Source organism: Nocardiopsis lambiniae (genome assembly GCF_031845465.1).
In the GTDB taxonomy this organism is placed as follows: domain Bacteria; phylum Actinomycetota; class Actinomycetes; order Streptosporangiales; family Streptosporangiaceae; genus Nocardiopsis; species Nocardiopsis lambiniae.
This window is the reverse complement of the sequence record NZ_JAVREP010000006.1, coordinates 154312-181157: the sequence shown is the minus strand read 5'-3', so window position 1 is coordinate 181157 and position 26846 is coordinate 154312. Positions and strand designations below refer to the sequence as shown.

The following is a 26846-nucleotide window of genomic DNA, read 5'->3' as shown; positions in this document are numbered from 1 at the left end:
ATAAGTCCGGCGTACGGTTCCACCATGTCAGTGAGCAAGGTCACAAGCATCGGCGGCGGATCCGATGCCACGACCACGACGAACGCCTACCGCGCCGCGGTCATCGGCACCGGGTTCATGGGGCGGGTCCACGGCCACGCCGTCCGCGCCCACGGGGGCGCGGTGGTCGGGGTCGCGGGCTCCTCCCCGGAGAAGGCCGAGGCCTTCCGCGTCGCCCACGGCGCCGGACGCGCCCACGCCGACGCGCTCGACCTGATCCGCAGCGACGACGTGGACGTGGTGCACGTGTGCGTCCCCAACCACCTGCACGCACCGCTGAGCCTGGCCGCGCTCGACGCCGGCAAGCACGTGGTGTGCGAGAAACCCCTGGCCACCGACGCCGCCACCGCACGGGAGATGACCGCGGCGGCGGAGGCCGCGGAGCGGGTCGCCGTCGTCCCCTTCGCCTACCGCTTCCACCCCATGGCCCGTGAGGCCCGCGCCCTGGTCGCCGCCGGTGCCATCGGCCGGGTCGGACTGGCCCACGGCGGCTACCTCCAGGACTGGCTCCTGTACCCGCGGGAGGACAACTGGCGGGTGGACCCGGCCATCGGCGGACCCACCCGGGCCTTCGGCGACATCGGTTCGCACTGGTGCGACATGCTGGAGTTCGTCACCGGCGACCGGATCACCTCCGTCAGCGCGCAGACCGGCCGTTTCAACGACGTCCGCGACGGACGCCCGGTCGCCACCGAGGACCTGGTCACCCTCCAGTTCACGACGGCGGGCGGGACCATCGGGAGCGCCGTCATCAGCCAGGTCTCCCCCGGCCGCAAGAACAGCCTGGTGCTGGAGGTCTCCGGCACCGAGGGGTCCCTCCGCTTCGACCAGGAGCGCCCCGAGACCCTGTGGGCGGGCGGGCGCGGGCGCACCGCGATCATCTCCCGCGACTCCCCCGACCTGAGCGCCGACGCCGCCAGACTCTCCGGCCTCCCCGTCGGTCACCCCCAGGGCTACCAGGACTGTTTCAACGCCCTGGTCGCCGACACCGCCGACGCCGTGGCCGGCGGCGCCCCCGAGGGGCTGCCGGTCTTCGCCGACGGGCTGCGCGCGGCGATCATCGCCGAGGCCGTGCTCCTGTCGGCGCGCGAACACCGCTGGGTCGACATCGCCGAGGTGGACCGGGGATGAGCGCCGAACCCCCCGAGGCACCCGTCATCCGCATGAGCGGCATCACCAAGTCCTTCCTGGGCGTGCGCGTCCTGCACGGCGTCGACCTGGAGCTGCACCCGGGACGGGTGCACGCCCTGGTCGGTGAGAACGGCGCGGGCAAGTCCACGCTGATGAAGGTCCTGGCCGGGGTCCACCCGGCCGACGAGGGCGTCGTCGAACTGGACGGACGCCCCGTCTCCTTCGAGCACCCGGTCCAGGCCCAGCGGGCGGGCGTGGCCACCGTCTTCCAGGAGTTCAACCTGCTCCCGGAGCGGACCGTCGCCGAGAACGTGTTCCTGGGCCGGGAGATCCGGGGCCGGTTCGGCACGGTGGACGGCCGGGCCATGGAACGCGCCACCGCCGCCCTGCTCGCCGACCTGGACCTGGAGGGCATCGACCCCTGGGCGCGGGTCCGGTCCCTGTCCGTGGCCCGGCAGCAGGTGGTCGAGATCGTCAAGGCGCTCTCGCACGACGCCCGCGTCATCTCCATGGACGAGCCGACCGCCGCGCTGGCCGAGGGCGAGGTGGAGGTGCTCTACCGGATCATCGGCCGCCTCCTCGAACGCGGCGTGGCGGTGCTGTACGTCTCGCACCGGATGCGGGAGATCTTCGACCTGGCGAGCCGGATCACCGTCCTCAAGGACGGTCGCCTCGTCGACACCGTGGAGGCCGCCGACACCCGCCCCGCCGACCTGGTGCGCATGATGGTGGGCCGCCCGGTGTCGGCGGTCTTCCCCGGTCACCTGGAACCCCGGGGCGAGCGCTCCGGCGAGGTGCGCCTGGAGGTGCGCGGCGGCGGCAACCCGCAGCTGGACGACATCTCGTTCGAGGTGCGCGGCGGCGAGATCGTGGGGCTGGCCGGCCTTCAGGGAAGCGGTCGCACGGAGATCGCCCACGCCCTCTTCGGGATCGACCGCTTCACCCGGGGCGAGGTCGTCGTGGACGGCCGCCGGGTGGACCCGCGCTCCCCCCGGGCCGCGATCCGGGCGGGTCTGGTCCTGGTGAGCGAGGACCGCAAGACGCAGGGGCTGGCCCTGAACCAGTCGATCGCCGCCAACGCCCGTCTGGTCCTGGACGCCGTGTGGCCGTTCGGGTCCGGTCCCCGGGCCGCCCGGTTGCCCGGGGTGCTCTCCTCCCTGGAGCTGGTCTCGCACGGCGGGAGCGCCCAGGAGGTCCGCTACCTGTCCGGCGGCAACCAGCAGAAGGTCGTACTCGCCAAGTGGCTGGCCGCCGAACCCGGCGTGATGGTGCTGGACGAGCCGACCCGCGGCATCGACGTGGGCGCCAAACAGGCCGTCTACCGGCTGATGCGCGAACTCGCGGCGTCGGGGGTGGCGATCGTGCTCATCTCCTCGGAGCTGCCCGAGCTCATCGGCATGTCCGACCGTCTCGTCGTCCTGGCCGACGGCCGGGTGGCGGGCGGGCTCCCCGGCGGCTCGGGCGAGGAGGAGGTCATGGCCCTGGCCACGGGATCTCCGCCGGAGACCGCCGACCCGGGGGTGGAGGACCCCCGGATCACCGCCGTGGTCGAGGAGGTCGCACAGGCCGAACACGATCCCCCCGGTCCTCCGGGCCTCCCCGGGCCCGGCCCCGAGACCCCCCGGGGCGACGGGGACGGCCCCGCCCGACACGAGGAGGCCGCACCGTGAACCGTCCCCCCGCCTCCCTCATCGACACCGCCCGAGGCCTGTGGGCGCGCACCGGCACCACCGGCGCGGTCTACCTGGCCCTGCTCCTCCTGCTGGTGCTGAGCAGCGTCTACGTGGCGTCCCAGGGCCGGAACCTGTTCACCACGGCCAACACCGTCGACCTGTTCACCCGCAGCAGCCTGCTCGGGTTCCTCGCCATCGGCCAGACCCTGGTCATCCTGTGCCGGTCCCTGGACCTGTCCGTCGGGTACGTCGCCGCCCTGTCCACCGTGGTCGCGGCCACGACCATGGCGGGCGACCCCTCCCGGATCCCGCTGGGGATCGCCGCCACCCTCGGACTCGCGGCGCTGATCGGCCTGGCCAACGGCACCATCGTCACCGGGCTGCGGGTCAATCCGTTCATCGCCACCCTCGGCACGGGGCTCATCATCAAGGGCTTCCTGGACACCAACTTCCAGGGTCCGGCCGGGGACGTGCCCGCCGCCTTCCAGGCGTTCGGCCACACCCGCCTCGGGGTGCTGCCGATCTCCACCCTGGTCATGGTGGGCCTGGCGATCGCGGCGATCGTCTTCCTGCACCGCAGCCGCACCGGCTATCACATGTACGCCGTGGGCGGCGACGCCGAGGTGGCCCGACTGTCCGGGGTCCGCGACCGGGTCCCCGTCATCACCGCGCACGTCCTGTGCTCGATGACCGCCGGGGTGGCCGGGCTGCTGCTGGCCGCCCGGTTCGGCACCGGCAGCGCCCTGGTCTACGGCAACGGCTACGAGCTGGAGGCCATCGCCGCGGTGGTCCTGGGCGGTACCTACCTGCTGGGCGGGCGCGGCGGTGTGGCCGGGACCCTCGCCGGGGTGTTCATCCTCGCCACCCTCGACACGGTGTTCAACGTGCTGGCGGTGGATCCGTTCGTCAAGGACGTGCTGCGCGGCGTCATCGTCATCACGGCCGTGGCCATCTACGCCCGCGGCCGATCGTCCCGGTCGGCGGGGCGGGTGCGCTTCCCCTCCGGCGGACCACCGCCACCCGTGCCCGATCCCTCCCCCGACCCGACCGAACCCCCCTCCGAACCGGGCGACGCCGTCCCCGCACCGATCACCCGAGGAGGCGGACGATGACCACGCCGGCACCCTCCAGTCCGACCCCCTCCCCGCGTCGCCCGTACCCGGCGGCCCTGGCCGCGTTCGGCCGGGGCGGCACCGCCACGGTGCTCCTGCTGCTGGTGCTCGTCTTCGTGGTCATCGCCACCCAGAACCCGTCGTTCTTCCAGGGGCCGCCGCTCATGGCCTTCGCCAAGAAGGCGGCACCGCTGGTCGTCCTGGCCGTGGGCCAGTACCTGGTCATCGTCTCCGGGGAGTTCGACCTGTCGGTCGGTTCGCTGGTCGGCGCCCAGGTGGTCATCGCGGCCCGACTCATCGACGGCGAGGAGGGTGTGACCCTGCCGGTCATCGGCCTCATGCTCGCCTTCGGACTGCTGGTGGGCCTGGTCAACGGACTGGTCACGACCCTGCTCAGGGTGCCCTCGATCATCACCACCCTGGGCATGATGCTCGTCCTGTTCGGCGCGGTCCGCTACTGGACCGGCGGCGCACCCACCGGCTCCCTGTCGGAGTCGTTCCGCGTTCCGGGCCGGGGCGGGATCGAGGACGTGCCGTTCCTGGGCCAGCTGCCGTGGGCGGTGCTCATCGCGCTGGCGCTGACCGTCGTCGCCGTGTTCCTCATGCGCTCCCCGTTCGGCCGTTCCCTCATGGCGACCGGCGACAACGACGTCGCCGCCGCCTTCTCCGGAGTGCGGGTCCAGCGGACGCGCACCCTGGCCTTCGTCGGATCCGCACTCATGGCCACGGTCGCGGCGATCCTCATCGGCGGGTACGCCGGGGTCACCGCGCAGGTCGGCCAGGGTCTGGAGTTCACCGCCATCACCGCCGTGGTGCTGGGCGGTGTCGTCCTGGGCGGCGGCCGCGGGACGGTCGTGGCCGCCGCACTGGGCGCTCTCACCGTCGAGGCGCTGTTCACCCTGTTCAACCAGCTCTACCTGCCCTCCACCATCCAGCCGTCGGTGCAGGGGCTCATCATCATCGTCGCGGTGGCCTATGCCGCCCGCCGAGGCGAACTCCGACTTCCGGGACGCCTCCGACGGCGACCGGACCACGAACCCGAGCCACCGCTCGGCACTCCCAGGAGGTAATCATGCGCATCCCCCGCATGCTGCTCGCCGGCACCGCCGGTCTGACACTGATGCTCTCGGCGTGTACCACGGACGCGCCGGACGACGCCGCCGGAGGTGAGGGCGGTGGAACCGGACTGACCCCCGACGCGGAGTGGTTCGACCCGGCCGAGTACGAGGCCCAGCTCGCCCAGCGCGAGATCGAGCCGGAGGGACCGGCCGACGAGCCCTGGTCACAGGCGATCGAACCGGAGTGGACGGACACCTCGGAGTTCGTCCACGACTCACCGGAGGACGCCACCGTGTGCTTCTCCAACGCCTCGGTGTCCAACCCGTGGCGCGTCACCGGCTTCATCACCATGGAACAGCAGGTGGAGGCGCTCCAGGAGGAGGGACGCATCGGCGACTTCCGGGTCTCCGACGCCGCCGACGACGACAACCAGCAGATCTCCGACATCCAGGCGTTCGTCGACTCCGGCGACTGCGACGCCATCATCATCTCGCCGTCCACCACCGCCACCCTGACCCCGGCGGTGGAGACCGCGTGCGAGAGCGGTGTCCCGGTCATCGTGTTCGACCGCGGCGTCAACTCCGACTGCATGGTGACCTTCATCCACCCGATCGGCGGTTACGCCTACGGCGCCGACGCCGCCGAGTTCCTGGTGGAGAACCTGGAGCCCGGCTCGACCGTGCTGGCGTTGCGCATCCTTCCGGGTGTGGACGTGCTGGAGCACCGGTGGGCGGCGGCCCAGGAGATCTTCGGCGGCAGCGAACTGGAGGTGCTCGGCTACGAGTTCACCGAGGGCGACGGCGCCAAGATCAAGGACCTGGTCTCCCAGCACCTCCAGCGCGGCGAGGTGAACGGCATCTGGATGGACGCCGGCGACGGCGCCGTGGCCGCCCTGGAGGCCTTCGAGGACGCGGGTCAGCCCTACCCGGTGATCTCCGGTGAGGACGAGCTGAGTTTCATGCGCACGTGGGACGAGGAGGGGCTGACCGCGATCGCGCCGGTGTACTCCAACTTCCAGTGGCGGACCCCGGTGCTGGCCGCCTCGATGATCCTGGCCGGCGAGGAGGTCCCCGCCGAGTGGGTCCTGCCGCAGGAGCCGATCCGCCAGGACGAGCTCCAGGACTACCTGGACCGCAACGCCGACATGCCGTCGCTGCACTACGCCAAGTTCGGCGGCGAGGACCTGCCCGGTTTCCCCGAGGCCTGGACCGACCGGTAGGAGGAGGGACGCATGCGCGCGTTGGGGGTCAACACCTGGGTGTGGACGTCGCCGCTGACGGGGGCGGATCTGGACCGGATCGCCCCCCGGGTGGCCGGGTGGGGGTTCGACGTGATCGAACTCCCGGTGGAGGACGTCGACGACTGGGACCCCGGCCGCGCCCGGGACCTGCTGGACGGGCTGGGGCTGGCGCCCAGCGTCGTACTGGTCATGGGCCCGGGTCGGGAGCTGGTGGCGACCGACCCGGGCACCCGCAGGGCGACGCAGGACTACCTGCGTCGGGTCGTGGACATGGCGGCGACGGTCGGGTCGCCCGTCGCCGCCGGTCCCGCCTACGCCTCGGTGGGCCGGACCTGGCGGATGACACCGGCGGAGCGGTCCGCCCTGGCCTCGGAGCTGACCGAGGCACTGGCCCCGGTCGTCGCGCACGCGGCGGGGGCGGGGGTGCGGTTGGCCGTGGAACCGCTGAACCGTTACGAGACGAGCGTGCTCAACACCGTCGACCAAGGCCTGGAGCTGCTCGCCGACCTGCCGGTCGAGCACTGCGGTCTGGCTCTGGACGTCTACCACATGAACATCGAGGAGCGGGACGTCCCGGCGGCGATCCTGCGGGCCGGTGACCGGGTCGCCCACGTGCAGGTGTGCGCCAACGACCGGGGCGCCCCCGGCGCCGATCACCTGGACTGGTCCGGGATCGTCGACGCGCTGGACACGATCGGTCACCGAGGCCCCCTGGTCATCGAATCGTTCACCGCCGAGAATGCCACCATCGCCACGGCGGCCTCCATCTGGCGGCCTCTCGCGGCGACCCAGGACGCGATCGCCGTCGACGGACTGGCGTTCCTGCGGTCCCTCCCGAGTGGAAGGTGAGAAGAGGTTGGGGGGAGGCGGGACGCGGTCCGCGCCCGGCCGTGTGCGCACAGCGGCCGGTCCGGCGGCGTGTCCCGGACGGCACACCCCCACCCCGCTCGGTGCCGCGCTCGCCGGAAAGCGCCGCTGGGAGCAGGGTGACTCCCACCCGCTAGGAGACGTCACCATGCCCGCCGACCACCGGACCCCCCTGGACGAGGAGCAGCAGGCCCCTCCCTCGGAGGATCTCCCCGAACCCACGCACACCACCGCCCTGACCTGGTGGCTCACCATCGGCTCCATGGTCCTCGTGGGCGCACTGATCGCAGCGCTCGTCCTGTCCGCCGGGGAGGGCGGGCCGTCCGGTGACCCGGACGCCGTGGGCGCGCTGGCCGAGACCGCGATGACGGCACGCGAGGACCTGACCCCGGTCATCGCGGAGATGGAGGAGTGGCTTCCGACGGACGGCTCGCACCCGTCCCTGGAACCGGTGGACGCCGCGACCGTGCACGGGTGGCGGACCACCGCGCACGACGTCGTCACCTCCCTGAGCACCGGGGACGACGCGGATCCCGTCCGCACGGGTCTGATCTCGTCGGCGTCGCTGCTGGTGGTGGTCGCCGACACCTACTCCAAGGCGGCGCTGGTGGAGGACGAGGACCTGCGCATGGACCTGCTGCACACGGCGATGGACGTGCGGAACGAGGCGGTCGTGGGCTGGTCCGTCGCGGCCGCGCACCTGGACGAGGCCGCGGTCGGCGCGGGGATCGGCCCCGTCCACGCCCACCTGCCGGCGGCCCCCGGCCTGGGTGCGCTGGAGCCCGACGGCACCGCCGGGGACCGGACCGAGCACGAGTACCACCACTGACGACGGACCACCACGACCATCACCGGTCCCGCCGCCACCGCGGCGGGACCGCCCGCCCCCGCCCCGAGCGGGCTCCGGAATCCACCGACGAAAGGCCCGACCATGACACGACCGGTCACCCTCTTCACCGGACAGTGGGCCGATCTGCCCTTCGAGGAGATCTGCTCCCTGGCCTCCGCGTGGGGTTACGACGGGCTGGAACTCGCCTGCTGGGGCGATCACCTCGACGTCACCCGGGCCGCCGTCGACGACGACTACGTGCGCGACCGCCTCGACACGCTCGAACGGCACGGGCTGGGGCTCTGGGCGATCTCCAACCACCTGCTGGGGCAGGCCGTCTGCGACGACCCCATCGACCGGAGGCACCGGGACATCCTGCCCTCCCGGGTCTGGGGAGACGGTGACCCCGAGGGGGTGCGGCGGCGGGCCGCCGAGGAGATGAAGACGACCGCGCGGGCCGCCGCCCGGCTCGGCGTGTCCACGGTGGTGGGCTTCACCGGTTCGGCGATCTGGAAGTACGTCGCGATGTTCCCGCCGGTCGGCGCGGACGTCATCGAGGCCGGATACCGGGACTTCGCCGACCGCTGGAACCCGATCCTGGACGTGTTCGACGAGGTGGGAGTGAGGTTCGCGCACGAGGTCCACCCCTCGGAGATCGCCTACGACCACTGGTCCACCGAGGCGGCGCTGGAGGCGGTGGGGCGCCGGGAGGCGTTCGGCCTGAACTGGGACCCCAGCCACATGGTGTGGCAGGACATCGACCCGGCGGGGTTCCTGTGGGACTTCCGGGACCGCATCTACCACGTGGACTGCAAGGACACCCGCAAGCGCACCGGCAACGGCCGCAACGGTCGGTTGGGGTCCCACCTGCCCTGGGGCGACCCGCGGCGCGGCTGGGACTTCGTGTCGACCGGGCACGGCGACGTGCCGTGGGAGGACTGCTTCCGGGTCCTCAACGCGATCGGCTACACGGGGCCGATCTCGGTGGAGTGGGAGGACGCCGGGATGGACCGGCTGGTCGGGGCGGCCGAGGCGGTGGAGTTCGTCCGAGCGCACGCGTACGACCCGCCGGAGGCGTCCTTCGACTCGGCGTTCGGTTCGGACTGACGTCCGTCCGGGCCCGTCGGTCACGGGCCCCGGTTCGTCACATCATCGGGGCGATGATCACCCGGTAGCGGTGGCCGTCGGCGACGACGTCGCGCCGGAAGTCGTTGACCCGGTTGACCGAGTCCTGGACGGCTCTGCCGGTGAACGCCGCCGGGTCGACGGCGGGCAGACGGTCGAGGACGGCGCGGACCGCCTCGTCGACGGACAGCACGGTGCCCCGGTGCTCCGGGACGATGCGCGGTCCGTCGTCGGCGAGACTGCTGATGGCGATCCGGAACATGGCCGGTTCTCCTTGGCGAGGGGGCTGCTGGGAGGAGAGCGGGGTACCCGCAATTGTCCACCATCCCCTCGCTCCCTGGGAACCGGTTTCCGGCCGGGACGGGGGCGCCGCGGTGCTCGTCGCGACCTGTGCTCGCGCCCCCGTCCCGGCGTCACACCTCCAGGGTCTCCTCGATGCCCTTGAGCCGGTGCCGGGCCAGGGCGAGGTTGCCCCGGCCACGGTCCAGTGCCAGGTAGAGGAAGAGGCCCTGCCCCTTGCGGCTGGTGAGCGGCCGGATGACGTGGTACTGCCCGGACAGGGTGATGAGGATGTCCTCGATGGCGTCGTTGAGGCCGAGCTGGTCCATCGTGCGCATCTTGGCGCGGACCACCTCGGTGTTCCCGGCCGCCGCGACCGTGAGGTCGAGCGTGTTGGTGGAGGCGAGGGTGCCCAGCGCCATCCCGCTGCTGTAGTCGACGACGGCGGCACCGACCGCCCCCTCGATCTCCATCATCTCCTTGAGACCGGATTCGATGTTCGGCATGTCGTTCTCTCTCCTTTGGGTGGTTCGGCGCGTCCGGCCCCGATCGGCGATCCAACGGCGCAGCCCCTGGACCTTGCGGCGCGGGGAGGCTCCACCGGTCACGTGATCACCGCCCGGGCGGTGCCTGGGTGGTCCGTGGACAGGGTGCGCAGGGCGGTGAGGACGCGTTCCAGCACGCTCCGGTCCACGGGGGTGGCGATCCGGGGCCGGGGGACGCCCCGGCCCCGGGCCGGCGGCCGATCGCGGTGGGGCACGGGCACCTGCGCGGTGCGGGCGAGGAGGCGCAGGCGTCGTAGGGCGAAGCCGAGGTTGCCCTCGTGCCGCGCCACGCGTGCCCGAAGGCACAGGTCGTCCGACCCGGCGAGGACGGCGAGCAGGACATGGTGGTCGGCGTCGGAGACGACGACGTCCTCCATCTCCTGCGTGGCGCACAAGGGTCCCGTGTGCACGGCGCGGAGGATCGCGATGGCGTCCTCCGCGCGGTCGTCGTCACCGGTCCGGGCGAGGGTGTGCCCGCTCCGCCAATCGACGAGGTGGACGCTGCGCACCCCGGGCGTCTGGAGCATGTCCCTCATCTGTCGGTCGATGGCGCGCACGTCGGTCCTTTGCGAAGACGGGGCCGGGCGACCCGTGACACATCGATCACGGGTGACGCCCTTGTACGGACAGCACGAGAATAAGGCGACTCACCCGGGTTCGCAGGGTTTTCAGAAATTAATGAAGTAGTGCCTGGTGAAAGAGGTAGGTCGACAATGTCGCAACGAAAACGATTGAGGATGAATGTGCACGGAAAAACCTTGGAAAACAGTGATCGCCCAGAATGGCATGGGCGATCACTTTTATCATCTTGTGGGTTTTTAGGGACCTACCTCCCTGGTTTTCCGGACCCGGGTCAGAGCCAGTCGACCCCGTACCCGTTCAGGTCGTAGCGGGCCGGAACGATGTCCAGACGGCCGGACTCGACGAAGGGGCGCAGTTCGTCGTCGGTGCGCAGCAGGTCCGCGACGTGGACGGCGTTGGCCCGTACGCAGGCGTCGAGGAAGTCGCCGCCCTCGTCGGGTGTGGCCTCGACGACCTCCAGGATCTGTTCGACCAGGTAACCGACGTGCCCGTGCGGGAGTTCACCGGTGCGGTGGGTGTCCACGGCGGCGCTCACCGCGCCGCACGAGGAGTGCCCCAGGACGACGATGAGGGGGACCTCCAGGTGTTCGACGGCGTAGGTGACGCTGCCGAGCACCGAGGAGTCGAGGACCTCGCCGGCGGAGCGGACGGTGAACAGGTCGCCCAGACCCCGGTCGAAGACCAGCTCCGGAGGGACTCGGGAGTCGGCGCAACCGAGGACGAGGGCGAAGGGGTTCTGCCCCTGCGCGACCTCGATCCGGCGGTTCCGGCCCTCGTTGGGGTGACGGGAGGCGAACCGGCGCCAGCGCCGGTTGCCCTCCTTGAGCAGTCGCAGGGCCTGGCGCGCGCCCCCGTCGAAGGGTGCGTCGGGTTCGGCCCAGGCCGACGCGGGGGCCGCGGTGGCCAGGGCGGCCCCCGCGCTCCCGAGCAGGGAGGCACGCAGGGCGTGACGACGTGAGATGGCCATGGGGAGTCTCTTCTTCTTCGCTTGAGGACAGAAAGTGCCCTTTGTCCAAAGAAAGCGAAGAAAAGCTACTACTCACCAAAAAAGGGCACCAGTCACTTAACGGATCCTTAGCGTTACGGATCCGCCCCCACCCGGCGCAGGCGCCGGGCCCGAAGGTGGTCGAAGCCCGCCTTCAGGGCCGTCACCTCTACCGATGCGCCGCGATCCCCCGTAGACTCCCTACCGACCGACCGTTCGTTCGGTCACCGGATCCCCGTGTGGCGTCCACGACACGTCACCCGTCGATCCGGTGTTCACCCCCCGACCGGGGGGCCACACGAGGTAGATTCGACGACCGTGCCCCGAACCAGCCCTGGCGAGTCCGCGCCCCCGCGATCCGGAAGGCGCCGCTCCGGACGCCCCGGACACGACGCCGATTCCGTCCTGCACGTGGCGGCCCGTGTCTTCAACGAGCGCGGCTACGACGGGACCAGCATGGAGGACCTGGCACGCGCGCTCGGCGTGACCAAGTCCGCCATCTATCACCACGTCTCCAGCAAGACCGAGCTGCTGCGCCGATCCCTGGACCTGGCGCTGGACGCCCTGTTCGCGGTCACCCGCGAGGAGGAGTCGACCACCGGTCCGGCCGTGGACCGCCTCGACCACGTCCTGCGGGGCAGCGTGCGGGTACTGGTCGAACTGCTCCCGCACGTCACCCTGTTGTTGCGGGTGCGCGGCAACACCGAGGTGGAGAAGCACGCGCTGGAGCGGCGCCGCGAGTTCGACCACCTGATCGCCGACCTGGTCCGCGAGGGCATCGTGGACGGCGACATCCGTGACGACGTCGACCCCGCGGTGGCCGCCCGGCTGCTGTTCGGCATGGTCAATTCGGTCGTGGAGTGGTACAAGCCCGACCGGGGACTGGCGGCCGAGGAGATCGCCGACGCCCTCGCCACCATCGCCTTCCAGGGTCTTCGCCGCACACACCGCTCCCCGTGATCGCGACACCGCGGAGTGATACGTGACACGCAGGTCACGGTCACCTTCCGTGACACGTCCGATGGGACCGACCGCCCCCGCCACCACCGGCACACCGACATTGTTTCATGTGATATGGGGCGGTTTTCATTTCCGGGTCCGCTTTCTATGATCTCCTCACCAGGAAGAACCGCCACTGTCGCACCGGGACGGCCCAGCATGATCGACCACTTCACCGACGGACTGTGGACTCCGGTGATCGCCTACGCGGTATCGGTCATCGGTTCTTTCATCGGCCTGATGCTGTCCGTCCGGGCGCGCAGGACCACGGGCCGTTTCGCCCGCTGGCAGTGGCTGATCCTCAGCGCGATCTGTCTGGGCGGCACCGCCGTGTGGTCCATGCACTTCATCGCCATGATGGGCTTCCAGGTCTCCGGCACCGCGATCCGTTACGACACCGGGCTGACGCTCACCAGCGGCGTGATAGCCGTGCTGGTCATGGGCGTGGCGCTGTACCTGACCATCCGTCGCGCCACCACGGCCTGGCTGTTGGCCGGCGGCGCCATCGCCGGTTCCGGCATCGTCGCCATGCACTACCTGGGCATGGCCTCGATGAACCTGAACGGCGAACTCCACCACGACCCGCTGTACGTGGTCGCGGCGTCGGTGATCGCCCTGGCCGCGGCGACCGTGGCCCTGTGGTTCGCCCGACGCGTCGACGGCCTGCCCGCCATCACCATTGCCTCACTGCTCATGGGCGTGGCCGTCTCCTGCATGCACTACACCGGCATGTTCGGGATGAGCGCCACGGTGGAGGACCACGGGCACGTGATGGCCGTCCCCGACGGGGCCACCTCCTCGGAGTTGCTGCTGCCGCTCGTGGTGGGCCTGTTCGTCTTCCTGCTCGTGTGCAGCCTCTTCCTGATGCTGGGCGTGGAGGACACCCCTCGACGGGCCTCCGCCCCGGCCGAGCGGATTTCGGAGGACCCGGGGGAAAGGGGAAATGGGAACGGAGAGTACTCTCCTCGTCACGGTTTCGATTCCTTCCGCTCGACGGGCCGCTGATTCCCATACGGACATCGGACCCAACAGGCGAAAAACCTCCTCCCTTTCGAAAAAATTCACCGCGTCAGACCGAACGGATTTCAGAGACCCCCTGGCCAACGGGGCGATTCGTGCCTAACATCCATAACCCGTGCCGAATGTGACACAGGTCATGGAAAGTAGAGTCCCGTGCTCGACGATGTCTTCGGCCAGGACTGGCTGACCCCCGCCATCGCCCTCACCGTCTCCGCGATCGGATCCTTCCTCGGGCTCTCGTTCGCCTACCGGGCCCGCAGGACCACCGGTCTGGCCCGATGGCAGTGGACGGGCCTCGCCGCCCTCTCCCTCGGCGGCATGGCCGTGTGGTCCATGCACTTCATCGCCATGATGGGTTTCCGCCTGTCGGGGACGGCGATCCGCTACGATCCGACGCTCACCATCGCCAGCGGTGTCATCGCGATCGTGGTCATGGGCGGTGCGCTCGTCCTGACCCTCCACAAGCGGACCGGCCCCTGGCTGCTGTTCAGCGGCCTCCTGCTGGGGAGCGGCGTCCTCGCCATGCACTACATCGGCGTCGCCTCGATGAACGTCCACGGTGAACTGCACCAGGACCCGCGCCACGTGATCGCCTCCTGCGTCATCGCGCTCATCGCGGCGACCGTCGCCCTGTGGTTCGCATCCCGCCTCAGGGGGGTCGTCCCGATCATCGGCGCCTCCCTGCTCATGGGCGTCGCCGTCACCTCGATGCACTACACCGGGATGGCCGGCGTGCACGTCGAGGCACCCGACTTCACCCGCTACGGCGCGCCCGAGGGATCCACGGTGCCCGACCTGCTGTTGCCGATGATCGTCGTGCTCTTCGTGTTCCTGCTGGTCTGTAGCCTCTTCCTCCTCCTGGGGGTCGAGGAGGAGCGCGTCGACTACGCCCGCCGGCCCGGACACGCGGCCCCCGACCCGGCCGAGACCGTCGTGCGCCCCGAGGAGGCCGGGTACGCGCCCCGCCACGCCTCGGCCCCCCCGGTGGGCTCCACCTCGGCGGTCGTGCGGCCTTCGTCCGACGACGTCTGGAGCCGTCGCCGCTGACCCGTCAGAGGGCCGGTGGGAAAACCGGTGGCCTCCGCGGACCCGCCGAGGGTACTTTCGGTGGGTCCGCGTGCGCGTGCCGCGGAACGAGACGGAGAGGAGGACGACCGATGCCCGTGTTCGTCCATGCCCGAAAGCCCCATCTCCCGATCTTCCGCGAGCCCTGAGCGCACCTTCTCCACAGGTGCCCGGCTCGCCTTCCCCGAGGAAAGAGCCACACCGTGAACACCCGTGTCACCGACACGCCCTCGCATCCGCTGACCGCCCTGGGCTGGAACTCGAGCGTCGCGGCAGCCTTCGACTCCGTCTCCCACGCGTCCGAACACCTCCTGGTGCCCGGACGCGTCTCGGCCGCCCGCCGTGGCGGCTCGGTGGTGAACCTCCCCGAGGAGGTCCCCGCCGACCACTCCCCCGCCGTCCTCAAGGCGGCCCGACGGGATCCCACCCTGGCACCGTGCACCGGCGACTGGGTGGCCGTGCGCCGCTCGGGCGACGCCTGGCTGGTGGAGGCCGTGCTGGAACGCTCCGGCACACTCGTCCGTCAGGGCATCGCCAAGGACTCCCACGACCAGGTGCTGGCCGCCGGCGTCGACCACGTGCTGATCTGCGAGGCCGCCGACCAGGGGCCGAACATGGGTCGCCTCGAACGGTTCCTGAGCCTGGTCCGGACCGGCGGCGCCACGCCCGTCGTCGCCGTCACCAAGGCCGAACTCGCCGGGGACCGGCTGCCCGAGGTCGTCGAACTCGTGCGTTCCGTCTCCCCCGGCGTCGACCTGCACGTGGTCAGCGCGCACACCGGTGAAGGACTGCCGGAACTCGCGGAGCGGCTGCGCCCGGGTTCCACCTGGGTGCTGCTCGGCACCTCGGGGGCGGGCAAGTCCAGCCTCGTCAACGCGATCGCCGGTGGCGACCTCATGGACACCGGGGAGGTGCGCGGCGACAAGCGGGGACGGCACACCACCACCCACCGGCAGCTGCTCCTCCTGCCGGGCGGGGCGATCGTCCTGGACATCCCGGGCGTGCGCCGCATCGACGTCCCCGGCGATACCGAGGGCGTGGATCGCACCTTCTCCGACGTCACCGACCTGGCCGAACGGTGCCGTTTCCGGGACTGCGCCCACGAGAGCGAGCCCGGATGCGCGGTCCGGGCCGCCGTCGACGAGGGCGAACTGGACCTGCGCCGACTGGAGCGCTGGAACAGGCTGCGCCGCGAGGCGGAACGGAACCGGTCCCGGGGGGACGTGCGACTGCGCGCCGAACGGATCCGCCACTGGAAGAACGCCGACCGTCCGGGCCTTCGGGTCCTCAGAACCCGAAGGCCCGCTTGGCGTTGCCGGCGATGATCCCGGCGAGCACGTCCTCGTCCAGCCCCTTGACCCGGGCCAACGTCCGCAACGTGTGCGGAACGAGGTAGGGGGCGTTGGGCCGCCCCCGGTAGGGCTTGGGCGTCAGGAACGGCGCGTCCGTCTCCACCAGCATCAGCTCCGGCGGGGCCGCCTTCGCGGCCTCGCGGAGCGGATCGGCGCTGGCGAACGTCACGTTCCCCGCGAAACTCATGAAGTACCCGAGATCCGCGCAACGGCGGGCCATGTCGGCGTCGCCGGAGAAGCAGTGGAACACCACCGTCTCCGGGGCGCCCTCCTCCGCCAGCACGCGGAACACGTCCTCGTGCGCCTCCCGGTCGTGGATCATCAGGGCCTTGCCGTGCGCCTTGGCGATGGCGATGTGCCCCCGGAAGGAGTCCTCCTGGGCCCGCGTGCCCTCCGGACCGGTGCGGAACGTGTCCAGGCCGGTCTCGCCGACCGCCACCACCTGCGGCAGGGCCGCCAGCGCGTCGATCTCGGCCAGTTGCCGTTCCAGGGCCTCGGGGCCGCCCGCGGACCGGGTCTTGCCCGCCCAGTCGGTGTCGTCCACCTCCACCCCGGCCGCGCCGTCGCCGTGCACGACGCGCGGGGCCTCGTTGGGGTGCAGGGCGACCGCCGCCCACACCTTCCCGGGGTGCGCGGCGGCGACCTCGACCGCCCACCGCGACGACGGCAGGTCCACGCCCACCTGGAGCAGCGGGGTCACCCCGACGGCCTCGGCCGCCGCGATGATCTCCGGGACCTCCGGGGTCTGCATGTCCATGTGGGTGTGCGCGTCGGCCACCGGGACCCGCAACGGCTCCGGAGCCGGAGGCGGCGTCTGCGCGTTGCGCGCCTCGACGGCCTTCCCCGACCGCTTGCCCATGGAGGCCCGCCTTCCTTCTCGACTCATCGTGCAGATTCTAGGTGCGTGGGCCGGCACTTCCTCCTCCTGGCCTGCTCTCACTGCAACAGCCATGAGAAACGAGAGACGTTCCCCCGTGACGGTGACGGAGATCCCCTCCTGATCGATCCCACTTCGGACGAACCGACCGAGCACCTGCGGCTGACACTGTCCACCGGTGAGTACCAGGGCATGACCCCACAGGGAGGGAGACGATAGAAGTCTTCGGTCTCAACAGGTGAGCGTTCCACACGAGACGAAGGCCCTGGCAGTCCTCAGCGGTCCTCCAGGGCCCTGTGTCATCCGGCCGGTCGTCTACTCCGCGCCGCCCTCCAGACGGGCCAGCTCCTCGTCGACGATGGACGGGTCGAGCTTGGCGAACAGCGGCTCGGGCCGGTTCAGCGGGGTGCCCGGCACGATCGGGATCGACTCCCAGCGGGCCGCGTCGCCGGCGTAGTCACCCGTGATGACCGGGTAGTCCACCTTCTCCGCCGAGCCGCCGATGTGGTCGTGGCCGGTGTCCAGCCGGGGCATGCCCGTCCAGGTGCCCTCGCCGCCCAGCATCGCGTACACCTTGTTGGCCGACTCCGGCAGGAACGGCGTGAGCAGGGTGTTGGCGTCGTGGACCAGCTGGAGCGCCACGTGCAGCACGGTGGCCATCCGCTCCGGGTCGGTCTTCTTCAGCGCCCACGGGGCCTGCTCGGAGATGTACTTGTTGGCCTCGGCGACGGTGCGCATCGCCTCCTGGAGACCCGCCTTGAACTGCGACCGCTCCAGACGCGCGCCGACCGTGTCGAACGCCGTCCTGGAGGCGTCGAGCACCCGGCGGTCCTCGTCGGTGAGCTCACCGGCCTCGGGGATCGCGCCGAGGTTCTTGGCCGCCATGGAGATGGAGCGGTTGACCAGGTTGCCCCAGGCCGCGACCAGCTCGTCGTTGTTGCGGCGCACGAACTCGGCCCAGGTGAAGTCGGTGTCCTGGGTCTCGGGCCCGGCGGCCATGATGTAGTAGCGCAGCGCGTCGGCGGAGTAGCGCTCCAGGAAGTCGCGGACGTAGATGACCACACGCCGCGAGGAGGAGAACTTGCGCCCCTCCATGGTGAGGAACTCGCTGGAGACCACCTCGGTCGGCACGTCGAGCACGCCGAGCGGACCGGGCTCGCCGGCGCGGTCGCCCTTGCCGCTCACGCCGAGCAGGATGGCCGGCCAGATCACCGAGTGGAAGACGATGTTGTCCTTGCCCATGAAGTAGAACGAGTCCGGCGCGTCCCCCTGCTGCCACCAGCGCCGCCACGCCTCGGGGTCGCCGGTGCGCTCCGCCCACTCGATGGACGCCGACAGGTAGCCGATGACGGCGTCGAACCACACGTACAGCCGCTTGCCGGGGTTGTCGCTCCACCCGTCCAGCGGGATGGGCACGCCCCAGTCCAGGTCGCGGGTGACCGCGCGCGGCTGGAGGTCGTCCAGCAGGTTCAGGGAGAACTTCAGGACGTTGGGGCGCCAGTCGCCCTCCTTGCCCTTGAGCCACTCGCCGAGCACGCCGGCGAACGCCGGCAGGTCGAGCATGAAGTGCTCGCTGTCCACGAACTCGGGGGTCTCGCCGTTGATCTTGGAGCGCGGGGAGATGAGGTCGATGGGGTCCAGCTGGTTACCGCAGTTGTCGCACTGGTCACCGCGCGCGCCGTCGTAGGCGCAGATCGGGCAGACGCCCTCGATGTAGCGGTCCGGCAGGGTGCGCCCCGTCGACGGGGAGATCGCGCCCTTGGTGGTGCGGGCGAAGACGTACCCGTTCTCGTACAGCGTGGTGAACAGCCTCTGCACCACGTCGTAGTGGTTGCCGGTGGTGGTGCGGGTGAACAGGTCGTAGGACAGACCGAGGGCGACCAGGTCCTCGGCGATGATCCGGTTGTAGTGGTCGGCCAGTTCGCGGGCGGTGACACCCTCCTGGTCGGCGAGCACCTGGATCGGGGTGCCGTGTTCGTCCGTGCCGCTGACCATCAGCACGTGGTTCCCCGACATTCGCTGGAAGCGGGAGAAGACGTCGGAGGGGACTCCGAAGCCGGACACGTGACCGATGTGGCGCGGTCCGTTGGTGTAAGGCCAAGCGACCGCGGTCAGGATGTGACGATTCGACGACATGGCCTAAGCCTAAAGCCGCGAAGGCCCTGACACGCACTCCCTCGGCGGTGGTGTGGACGAACGCTCCGGGACGGGAGATTCCCCGGGGGCCACGGGTGCCCGTATGCTCTGCTGGACGAACACGCGCATTGTGACGCACGCGACTCGACGCCCCTCGGCGCTCCCGGACCTTAGGCGGTGGTCATCACGGTTCCCCGTGCACTGACCCGTATCGTCCGCGCCCACGCCCGGACCGTGGCCGCCGGGATGGCCCTGCTCGTCGTGTTCTCCGTTCCCGTGATCACCGCCGGCGAACCGGCCCTGCCGGTACTGCCCTCGTACGGGGTGGCCAGCACACCCCACGACGGCCCCGCCGAACCGGCCCGGGACGAGGGGGAGTACGCGAGCGCCGACGGCCATCGGGTCACCGTCGGTCCGCAACCGACCACCTGCGAGCCCCGGTCGGGGGTGCGGGACATGCCCGACGCCCTGCCCGGTCGCGTCCTGCGCCTGGTCGTGTGGGACCAGCCCTGGTGGCCGGCCGACCCACCGTGCGTCGAACCGGCGCCCGTGCAGGCGGCGCCGGAGACGTTGCCGCCGACCCGGGCCCCGCCTCTCACCGCGACCCCCTTCTGATCCCATCTCCCGGACGCCGTCCCCCGGCCGATCGTGCCCACCGCGCGTCCGGATCCACCGTCTTCGTTCTTTTTCGCAGTGAGAGGTACCGACCCCTTGTCCACTCAAACGGGAGCCGGGGCGCGCTGGACGCGCGCCCTCATATCCCTGCTCGTCATCCTCGTCGCGTTCGGCGCGGCGTGGTTCATCCCGCCCCGCCTGGGCCTCGACCTGAGCGGCGGCACCCAGATCGTCCTGGAGACCCAGGACGGCCCCGACGGCACCCCGGCCAGCTCCGAGAACACCGACCAGGTCGTCGAGGTGCTCCGCCAGCGCATCGACCGCCTGGGCGTGGCCGAGGCGACCATGTCCCGATCCGGTGAGAACCGGATCATCGTCGAACTGCCCGGCGTGCAGGACCCGGCCGAGGCCGCCCAGATCGTCGGCCAGACCGCCCAGCTGTCGTTCCACCCCGTCCTGGGCGTGGGGCAGGCCGGCGGCCAGGGCGTCCAGGCCCCCGGCGACTCCGCCAACGCCCCGCGGGGCGAGGCGGACGAGGCCCGAGCCCCCTCCGACACCGAGGAGGGCGCTGACGCCCAGGAAGGCACCGAGGAGGGCTCCGGCGAAGGCGACCTGACCGACCAGGAGCTCCAGGACCTCATCAGCGGCATGGGCGGCGGCCAGGGCCAGGCCCCCGCCGGCCCCAGCGCCGAGAACCCCGAGGACGTCGCCGTGACGCTCCCGGACGCCGACGGCAACTACCTCCAGCTCGGCGAGACCGTCATCAAGGGCGACCGGGTGTCCAGCGCCGAGGCCGGCCTCGACAACGTCAACCGCGCCCAGTGGGTCGTCAACGTCAGTTTCCGGGGCGAGGGCCGCGACCAGTGGCGCGAGCTCACCGGCGAGGCGGCCTGCTACCCGCAGGGCGACCCGCGCCGCCGGGTGGCGATCGTGCTCGACGACCAGATCATCTCCGCCCCGGAGGTGAACCCGGAGATCGGTTGCGAGACCGGTATGCCGGGTGGCTCGACCACCATCACCAGCCCCACCTTCACCCGGGAGACCTCCAACGAGCTGGCCGTCCTCATCGAGGGCGGCTCGCTGCCGCTGCCGGTCACCGAGGTCCAGCGCCAGACGGTCGGCCCGACCCTGGGCGCCGAGGCCATCCAGGCCAGCGCCATCGCGGCGATCCTGGGTATCGCCTTCACCGCGCTGTACATCACGCTGGTCTACCGCGTGGTCGGTTTCCTGGCCTCGATCGCGCTGGCGTTCTACACCCTGATCGCCTACGGCGCGCTGGTCGCGCTGGGGGCGACACTGACCTTGCCCGGTCTGGCGGGTTTCGTGCTCGCGATCGGCATGGCCATCGACGCCAACGTGCTGATCTTCGAGCGCGCCCGCGAGGAGTACCAGCGGCAGCGGTCGGTCTACGAGGCCAACCGCTCGGCCGGTATGAAGGAGGGCCAGGACGGCGATGAGGACACCGGCAAGTCCGGTGGCGCCCTGGCCCGACGTCGCCGTCGCGCCATCCCGCCGAGCCTGGAGAAGGGCTTCGTGGAGGGCACCGGCAAGGCGTGGAGCGCGGTGATCGACACCAACGTCACCACCCTGCTCGCCGCCGGCCTGCTGTTCTTCCTGGCCTCCGGCACCGTCCAGGGCTTCGGTGTCACCCTGAGCATCGGTACGCTCGTGTCGATGTTCTCGGCGCTGATCATCGCCCGCGTGCTGGTGGAGTGGGCGGTGCGCCGCGCGTTCATGCGCAAGCACCCGGCCATCAGCGGCCTGGACCGGATCGGCCCGGTCCGTACCTGGCTGGTGAAGAAGAGCCCCGACCTCATGAAGCACCGCTCCAAGGCGCTCATGGTCGCGGGTGCCCTGGTGGTGGCCGCGCTGGTCGGCCCGGTCGTGCAGAACGTCAACCTGGGCGTGGAGTTCACCGGCGGCCGGGTCCTGGAGTACGAGATCACCGGGGACGACCCGGTGAGCGTGGACGAGGCCCGCGCGATCGTCTCGGACCTGGGCTTCGCGGGTTCGGACACGGCCGTGGTGCAGGAGGCCGGCGACGGCGACATCTCCGTGCGCACCGGTCAGCTCAACGACGCCGACGCGGCCTCGATCACCGACGCGCTGTCGGAGGCGACCGGCGGTGCCGAGGTGGTGAGCGACGAGCTCATCGGCCCGAGCATGGGCGACGAGCTGCGCAACCGGGCGCTCATCGCGCTGGGCGCGGCGCTGGCCCTCCAGATGATCTACCTGGCCTGGCGCTTCCGCTGGTCGTTCGGCGTCTCCACGATGCTGTCGCTGGCGTTCAACATCCTGCTGGTGATCGGCCTGTTCATCTGGCTGGGCAAGCCGATCGACGGGGTGTTCCTCGCCGCGATCCTGAGCGTCATCGGCTTCACGGTCAACGATACGGTCGTGGTGTTCGACCGCATCCGCGACGAGTGGGCGCGTGACGAGAAGTCGTCGTTCACGGAGATCGCCAACCGCGCGATCATCAACACCCTGCCCCGTACCGTCAACACGACCGTCGGCGCGTGGATCATCCTGGGCTTCCTGACCTTCTTCGGCGGGTCCTCGCTCCAGGACTTCTCCATCGCGATGCTGATCGGTCTGACGACGGGTGTGGTGTCGACGGTGTTCGTCGCCGTCCCGCTGGCCATCTGGTTGCAGAGGTGGGACAGGACGCCGCCGCCGCACGTCATCAAGGAGCGCAAGGCCAAGCAGCGCGTCGCCGCCAAGGCGGCCCGCGATGCCGACGACGGCGCCGTCGTCTAGCCGCCCGGACACGGCCCGACGCGTCGGCGGAGGGCCGAGAAGGCGCTGAGAGGGCCTCGGGGACGTTCGTCTCCGGGGCCCTCCGTGCACGGGCCCGGCCATCGCGGAGCGCGTATCGACGGACTCCGGGCGCTCCGTGTACGCGGTCCGGTCAGCCCGCCTGGACCGGGACGGGCGCCCCCTCGGAGGCCTGCACCAGGACGAAGCCCTGACCCTCCAGCGCCAGCTGGAACGCCTCGCCGCTGCCGCGACCGATGAGGGCGCCGATCTTCATGGTGCGGCGCACCCCGGTGCGCAGCGAGGCCGACCAGGCGACGGCGGAGTCGGTGTCGACGAAGGTCGGCTGGTCGATGTCGAGCAGCACCGGGGTGCCGTGGCAGGCGATGGCGATGCGCCCCCGGCCGGTGAACGTGGTGTTGAACAGACCGCCCGCGGTCATGCCGGCGCCCTGGAGCCGCTGGATGTCCCAGGAGAGCCCGGACTCGAAGGCCAGCACGTTGTCGCCGTTGACGGTGATGGCGTCGTCGCCCTCCAGGTCGATGAGGTGGACGTCCCAGGCGTCGCGGGCCAGGAACACGTCACCCTGACCGCTCACCCTCATCAGGGGCATGCCCTCGCCGGTGAACGCCTTCTTCAGGAACCGGCCCACGCTGCCCGCGCCCTGGTAGTCGAAGTCGACGTTGCCCTGGTAGGCGACCATCGCCCCCTGGCGCGCGTGGAATTCTCCGTTCAGGCCGACCCGGAGCATCTTGTGGTTCTGAAGGTGCATCCCCGGCTGACCGATCTCCCGTGCCTGCTGGAAGAGTGCGCTGCGCATGGTCATGTCTCCTCATGGGTGAAAGGCGTTCCGTCGGGTTCGACGCGCCACCGGCGGAAAGGTTCCGGGTCACTCCCCATCGTCGGCGGCGATCCCGTGCACGAGATCGTAGACGCGGCGCTTGGGCACGCCCACCTCCTTGGCCACCCGGGCGATCGCGTCCTTGCGTCGCTCGCCGTCCTCCTCCAGCGCGGCCACCGCCGCGATGAGCTCCTCGTCGGTGGCCGCCCCGCCCGCGGGCCGGGCCCCCTCGACGACCACGGAGACCTCGCCCCTGACCCCGTCCGCCGCCCAGACCGCCAGCTCGGCGAGTCCGCCGCGCCGCACCTCCTCATAGGTCTTGGTGAGTTCGCGGCACACCGCCGCCCGCCGGTCGGCCCCGAAGGCCTCCGCCATCGCCGCCAGGGTGGCGGCGACCCGGTGCGGGCTCTCGAAGAACACCATGGTGCGGCGTTCGCCCGCCAGCTCGGTCAGATATCCCGACAGGCCCTTGCGCGGGGGGAAGCCCTCGAAGCAGAATCGGTCGGTGGGCAGTCCGGAGACCACCAACGCCGTGGTCACCGCCGACGGCCCCGGTACGGCCGTGACCGGGATGCCCTCCGCCGCACAGGCCGCCGTCAGCCGGTAACCGGGGTCGGACACCCCGGGCATGCCGGCGTCGGTGACCACCAGGACGTCCCTCCCCTCGCGCAGGTCGGTGAGGAGTTCCTCCGTGCGGCGGCTCTCGTTGGCGTCGTAATAGGAAACGATCCGGGCCCCCTCGGCCCCACCGGGACGCACCCCCGCCCGGGTCGCGAACTGACGTAGCCTGCGGGTGTCCTCGGCCGCGATGACCCGGCTCTCCGTCAGGACGCGCAGCAGCCTGGGCGGCGCGTCCTCGATGTTCCCGATGGGGAGCCCGGCCAGGGTCAGCGTCCCCACCCGCTCCGCCGTACGGTCGCCCTCAACCACTGTGATCCCCGTCCTGTCACGCTACGGTGGCTCTACCACACCACCCGAAACCTGTTTGCCGGCGCGTCCGCACACGGACGACCATCTCCGACCCCAACCTACGAGCCGAGATGACCACCACCGCACTTTCCTCCGAGGTCGATTCGACCCCACCCGCTCCCCCGCGTCGGTCCCCCCTGCGTGCACGGTTCCTGCCCGCCGACCCCACCCCGGCGTGGATCGCCTGGCTGGGCGCGGTTCTCGTCGCGGCCTTCGCCGGCGCCCTCCGGTTCGTCGGTCTCGGTCAGCCCGAGCGGATCTACTTCGACGAGACCTACTACGCCAAGGACGCCTACGGCCTCTGGAGGTTCGGCTACGAGCACGAGACGATCGAGGAACCCGTCAAGGCCGACGTCCTGCTCCAGAACGGCGAGACGGACATCTTCGCCGGCGGCGGCGACTTCATCGTGCACCCGCCGGTGGGCAAGTGGATGATCGCGCTGGGCGACCGGCTGTGGGCGCTGTTCCCGTTCGGTGAGTCCATGACCCCGGAGGCGTGGCGTTTCGCGTCCGTCCTGGCCGGTATCGCCTCGGTCCTCATCCTGGTCAGGGTGGCCACCCGGATGACCCGCTCGGTCCTGCTGGGCTGCACGGCCGGTGTGATCCTGGCGCTGGACGGCCTGCACTTCACGCTGAGCCGCGTCGCGATGCTCGACATCTTCCTCACCCTGTGGATCCTCGCCGGCTTCGCCTGCCTGGTGGTCGACCGGGACAGGACAAGGGAACGCCTGGCGCGGCTGGCCGAGTCCGGGGTGAACGTGACCGCGGTCGGCTGGTTGGGGATGCGCTGGTGGCGGTTGGCGGCCGGGCTGTGCTTCGGTCTGGCGGTGGGCACCAAGTGGTCGGCCCTGTTCTTCATCGCGGCTTTCGGCCTGCTCACCGTGGCGTGGGACTACGGGGCGCGCAGCAGCGCCGGTCAGCGGAGCCCGGCCCTGCGATGGCTGGGCTTCGACGCGATCCCGGCGTTCGTGCAGACCGTGGTGGTGGCCGGGGTCGTCTACGTGGTGTCGTGGTCGGGCTGGCTGTTCACCCGGGGCGGGTACGGGCGGGACGAGGCCGACGGCCTTGCGCCGGACTTCCTGCCGGGCTTCCTGGCCTCCCCCGTGGAGGCCCTGGTGAGCCTGTGGAAGTACCACCAGGCCATGATGGGCTTCCACGAGAACCTGAGCAGCGACCACACCTACATCTCCCAGCCGTGGGAGTGGATCATCATGCGGATGCCGGTGATGTTCCACTACAACGGTGAGGCCGTGGGCTGCCCGAGCGGGGACTGCGTGACCTCGATCGTCTCCATCGGGACGCCGATCGTGTGGTGGCTGTCCATCGTCGCCCTGACGGTGCTCGTGGGCTGGTGGGTGACCTTCCGCGACTGGCGGGCGGGCGCGGTGCTGCTGGGCGTGGCCGCCGGGTGGCTGCCGTGGTTCGCTTTCCCCGACCGCCCCATGTTCCTCTTCTACGCGCTGCCGATGCTGCCCTTCCTGGTCCTGGCGATCGTGCTGATGCTGGGACTGGTGATGGGCGCGGGCGAGGAGAGCCCGCGCTTCTCGCCCTATCTGCGGGCGGTCGGCGGTGTGGTCTTCGGTGTCGTGATGCTGTTGATCATCGCCCACTTCGCCTACCTGTACCCGGTGCTGGCCGCCTATCCGCTGGACGCCGAACAGTGGAACGACCGTCTGTGGTTCCGAGTGTGGATCTACGGTCGCGACGCGGTGGCGTGACCGGCTTTGACGAAGAACGGTCCGCTTCTCCATTAGTGGCAGCGCGGAAGGAAATCAATGCTTTCGCGTAGCCGAAACAGGACAAGCGGACAGGGGGGATTCCCGCGCCGAAAGCCTCGGCAGGGGACCCCCCTCCCTGGTACTGTCTGCAACTGGTTGCTGTTGTAGTTTCCATGGATGCCCGAGGCGCCTCGCGGAACTTCACGTGGGCGCTTTTACGGGGGATGATCTCGTCGGTTCGGCGCCCGGCGACCCGGGGCCAGCAGGGTGCGGCCCCGTTGTAGTCCCCAAGGGAGAGCACATGGCTCAGGGCACCGTGAAGTGGTTCAACTCTGAAAAGGGTTTCGGGTTCATCGCCGTCGAGGGCGGTCAGCCCGACGTGTTCGTTCACTATTCGGCGATCTCGGGCAGCGGCTTCCGGAACCTGGAAGAGGACCAGCGGGTCGAGTTCGACATCATTCAGGGCCCCAAGGGCCCGCAGGCCGCGGACGTCCGCGCGATCTGACGATCGTGGCGGGCCCCCGGGCCCGGCGGAACGGGCTCGACCGTTCCCACCACACGCGTTCCCGACCCTCCGTCCCTCCCTCGGGGCGGGGGGTCGGCCGTGTCCCGGCCCGTTCACTCCCGTGTCACCCCGCCGATCCGGGCACGGTTACCCAACCGCACCGATACCGGTTAACCTGCTTGAAGCCGGTCGGTACACGAAGAACGAGGATCGCGCATGTTCAACATCAGCGGAGGAGAGTTCGTCGTCCTCCTCCTGCTCGCGCTGCTGATCTTCGGGCCCGACCAGCTCCCCAAGGCCGCCCAGCAGGTGGGCCGGGTGCTCCGCCAGCTGCGGACCATGGCCAACTCCGCGTCCAAGGACATCAAGGAGGGCCTGGGGCCGGAGTACAAGGACTTCGACGTCCAGGACCTCAACCCCAAGCGGTTCGTGCAGAAGCACTTCTGGGAGGGCGACGAGGAGCCCGAGGCCAAACCGGTGGCCCGGCTCAACGGCAAACGGCCCCCCTTCGACGACGAGGCCACCTGAC

Annotated in this window: 25 protein-coding genes; 17 read left to right on the top strand and 8 right to left on the bottom strand. The window is 70.7% G+C overall.

Annotated elements, in window-relative coordinates; genetic code table 11:
* Positions 1 to 30 precede the first annotated feature (30 nt).
* The 8 genes from RM479_RS11590 to RM479_RS11555 all read left to right on the top strand — a co-directional run bounded on the left by RM479_RS11590 (position 31) and on the right by RM479_RS11555 (position 9057).
* Complete coding sequence (locus RM479_RS11590; RefSeq protein ID WP_397221916.1) at positions 31 to 1170, top strand: Gfo/Idh/MocA family protein; 1140 nt, start codon at positions 31 to 33, stop codon at positions 1168 to 1170.
* A complete protein-coding gene (locus tag RM479_RS11585) occupies positions 1167 to 2840 on the top strand; it encodes a sugar ABC transporter ATP-binding protein (protein WP_311511715.1) in 1674 nt (557 codons plus the stop codon). The genes RM479_RS11590 and RM479_RS11585 overlap by 4 nt, the downstream gene beginning before the upstream one ends.
* On the top strand, positions 2837 to 3955 hold the full coding sequence (locus tag RM479_RS11580; RefSeq protein ID WP_311511714.1) for an ABC transporter permease: 1119 nt from the start codon (positions 2837 to 2839) through the stop codon (positions 3953 to 3955). Before RM479_RS11585 ends, RM479_RS11580 begins: the two co-directional genes overlap by 4 nt.
* On the top strand, positions 3952 to 5025 hold the full coding sequence (locus RM479_RS11575) for an ABC transporter permease (RefSeq protein WP_311511713.1): 1074 nt from the start codon (positions 3952 to 3954) through the stop codon (positions 5023 to 5025). Before RM479_RS11580 ends, RM479_RS11575 begins: the two co-directional genes overlap by 4 nt.
* A gap of 2 nt (positions 5026 to 5027) precedes the next feature.
* Positions 5028 to 6233: a substrate-binding domain-containing protein gene (locus RM479_RS11570; RefSeq protein ID WP_311511712.1), complete on the top strand. Its 1206-nt coding sequence runs from the start codon at positions 5028 to 5030 to the stop codon at positions 6231 to 6233.
* Positions 6234 to 6245: 12 nt separating this feature from the next.
* Entirely contained in the window at positions 6246 to 7103 is an 858-nt protein-coding gene (locus tag RM479_RS11565) for a sugar phosphate isomerase/epimerase family protein (RefSeq protein ID WP_311511711.1), read from the top strand.
* A 166-nt stretch (positions 7104 to 7269) separates the two neighbouring features.
* Positions 7270 to 7950, top strand: a complete 681-nt coding sequence (locus RM479_RS11560) for a hypothetical protein (protein WP_311511710.1) — start codon at positions 7270 to 7272, stop codon at positions 7948 to 7950.
* Between the two features lie 102 nt (positions 7951 to 8052).
* A complete protein-coding gene (locus RM479_RS11555; RefSeq protein ID WP_311511709.1) occupies positions 8053 to 9057 on the top strand; it encodes a sugar phosphate isomerase/epimerase family protein in 1005 nt (334 codons plus the stop codon).
* A gap of 37 nt (positions 9058 to 9094) precedes the next feature.
* Here the strand turns inward: RM479_RS11555 and RM479_RS11550 are convergent, their stop codons facing one another.
* The 4 genes from RM479_RS11550 to RM479_RS11535 form a co-directional block, all read right to left on the bottom strand.
* Positions 9095 to 9337, bottom strand: a complete 243-nt coding sequence (locus RM479_RS11550; RefSeq protein ID WP_311511708.1) for a hypothetical protein — start codon at positions 9335 to 9337, stop codon at positions 9095 to 9097.
* A 151-nt stretch (positions 9338 to 9488) separates the two neighbouring features.
* The gene (locus RM479_RS11545) at positions 9489 to 9860 is read right to left on the bottom strand and encodes a hypothetical protein (RefSeq protein ID WP_311511707.1); all 372 of its coding nucleotides are present in this window, start codon (positions 9858 to 9860) and stop codon (positions 9489 to 9491) included.
* 98 nt (positions 9861 to 9958) lie between these two features.
* A complete protein-coding gene (locus tag RM479_RS11540; protein ID WP_397221978.1) occupies positions 9959 to 10435 on the bottom strand; it encodes a hypothetical protein in 477 nt (158 codons plus the stop codon).
* A gap of 317 nt (positions 10436 to 10752) precedes the next feature.
* Positions 10753 to 11448: a carbonic anhydrase gene (locus tag RM479_RS11535; protein ID WP_311511705.1), complete on the bottom strand. Its 696-nt coding sequence runs from the start codon at positions 11446 to 11448 to the stop codon at positions 10753 to 10755.
* A gap of 429 nt (positions 11449 to 11877) precedes the next feature.
* Between RM479_RS11535 and RM479_RS11530 the strand changes: the two genes are divergently transcribed.
* The 4 genes from RM479_RS11530 to rsgA all read left to right on the top strand — a co-directional run bounded on the left by RM479_RS11530 (position 11878) and on the right by rsgA (position 15875).
* Complete coding sequence (locus tag RM479_RS11530; RefSeq protein WP_311511834.1) at positions 11878 to 12426, top strand: TetR/AcrR family transcriptional regulator; 549 nt, start codon at positions 11878 to 11880, stop codon at positions 12424 to 12426.
* A gap of 198 nt (positions 12427 to 12624) precedes the next feature.
* Positions 12625 to 13470, top strand: a complete 846-nt coding sequence (locus tag RM479_RS11525; protein ID WP_311511704.1) for an MHYT domain-containing protein — start codon at positions 12625 to 12627, stop codon at positions 13468 to 13470.
* 168 nt (positions 13471 to 13638) lie between these two features.
* Positions 13639 to 14532 carry an MHYT domain-containing protein gene (locus RM479_RS11520; RefSeq protein ID WP_311511703.1) on the top strand — a complete coding sequence of 298 codons (894 nt, stop codon included), beginning with the start codon at positions 13639 to 13641 and terminating at the stop codon, positions 14530 to 14532.
* A 221-nt stretch (positions 14533 to 14753) separates the two neighbouring features.
* Positions 14754 to 15875, top strand: coding sequence for a ribosome small subunit-dependent GTPase A (gene rsgA, locus RM479_RS11515; protein WP_311511702.1), 1122 nt, complete (start codon positions 14754 to 14756; stop codon positions 15873 to 15875).
* Here the strand turns inward: rsgA and RM479_RS11510 are convergent.
* Positions 15838 to 16761, bottom strand: a complete 924-nt coding sequence (locus RM479_RS11510) for a TatD family hydrolase (protein ID WP_311511833.1) — start codon at positions 16759 to 16761, stop codon at positions 15838 to 15840. The two genes, rsgA and RM479_RS11510, sit on opposite strands and share 38 nt — an antisense overlap.
* A gap of 333 nt (positions 16762 to 17094) precedes the next feature.
* A complete protein-coding gene (gene metG, locus RM479_RS11505) occupies positions 17095 to 18915 on the bottom strand; it encodes a methionine--tRNA ligase (protein ID WP_311511701.1) in 1821 nt (606 codons plus the stop codon).
* 177 nt (positions 18916 to 19092) lie between these two features.
* On the opposite strand from metG, the gene RM479_RS11500 reads away from it, so the two are divergent.
* Both RM479_RS11500 and secD read left to right on the top strand, forming a co-directional pair.
* Positions 19093 to 19530, top strand: a complete 438-nt coding sequence (locus RM479_RS11500) for a hypothetical protein (RefSeq protein WP_311511700.1) — start codon at positions 19093 to 19095, stop codon at positions 19528 to 19530.
* 96 nt (positions 19531 to 19626) lie between these two features.
* Positions 19627 to 22287 (top strand): protein translocase subunit SecD, encoded by a 2661-nt coding sequence (gene secD, locus RM479_RS11495; RefSeq protein ID WP_311511699.1) that lies wholly within the window; start codon positions 19627 to 19629, stop codon positions 22285 to 22287.
* A gap of 151 nt (positions 22288 to 22438) precedes the next feature.
* On the opposite strand, the gene RM479_RS11490 is transcribed toward secD, so the two are convergent.
* Positions 22439 to 23104, bottom strand: a complete 666-nt coding sequence (locus tag RM479_RS11490; RefSeq protein ID WP_311511698.1) for an AIM24 family protein — start codon at positions 23102 to 23104, stop codon at positions 22439 to 22441.
* Between the two features lie 69 nt (positions 23105 to 23173).
* Positions 23174 to 24055, bottom strand: coding sequence for a 16S rRNA (cytidine(1402)-2'-O)-methyltransferase (gene rsmI, locus RM479_RS11485; RefSeq protein WP_311511697.1), 882 nt, complete (start codon positions 24053 to 24055; stop codon positions 23174 to 23176).
* Positions 24056 to 24165: 110 nt separating this feature from the next.
* Here rsmI and RM479_RS11480 point away from each other — a divergent pair, with 110 nt between their 5' ends.
* The 3 genes from RM479_RS11480 (at position 24166) to RM479_RS11470 (ending at position 26845) form a co-directional block, all read left to right on the top strand.
* Entirely contained in the window at positions 24166 to 25812 is a 1647-nt protein-coding gene (locus RM479_RS11480) for a dolichyl-phosphate-mannose--protein mannosyltransferase (protein ID WP_311511696.1), read from the top strand.
* Between the two features lie 301 nt (positions 25813 to 26113).
* Complete coding sequence (locus RM479_RS11475; RefSeq protein ID WP_274808245.1) at positions 26114 to 26317, top strand: cold-shock protein; 204 nt, start codon at positions 26114 to 26116, stop codon at positions 26315 to 26317.
* A 216-nt stretch (positions 26318 to 26533) separates the two neighbouring features.
* Positions 26534 to 26845 (top strand): sec-independent translocase, encoded by a 312-nt coding sequence (locus tag RM479_RS11470; protein ID WP_274808246.1) that lies wholly within the window; start codon positions 26534 to 26536, stop codon positions 26843 to 26845.
* Position 26846: the final 1 nt, after the last annotated feature.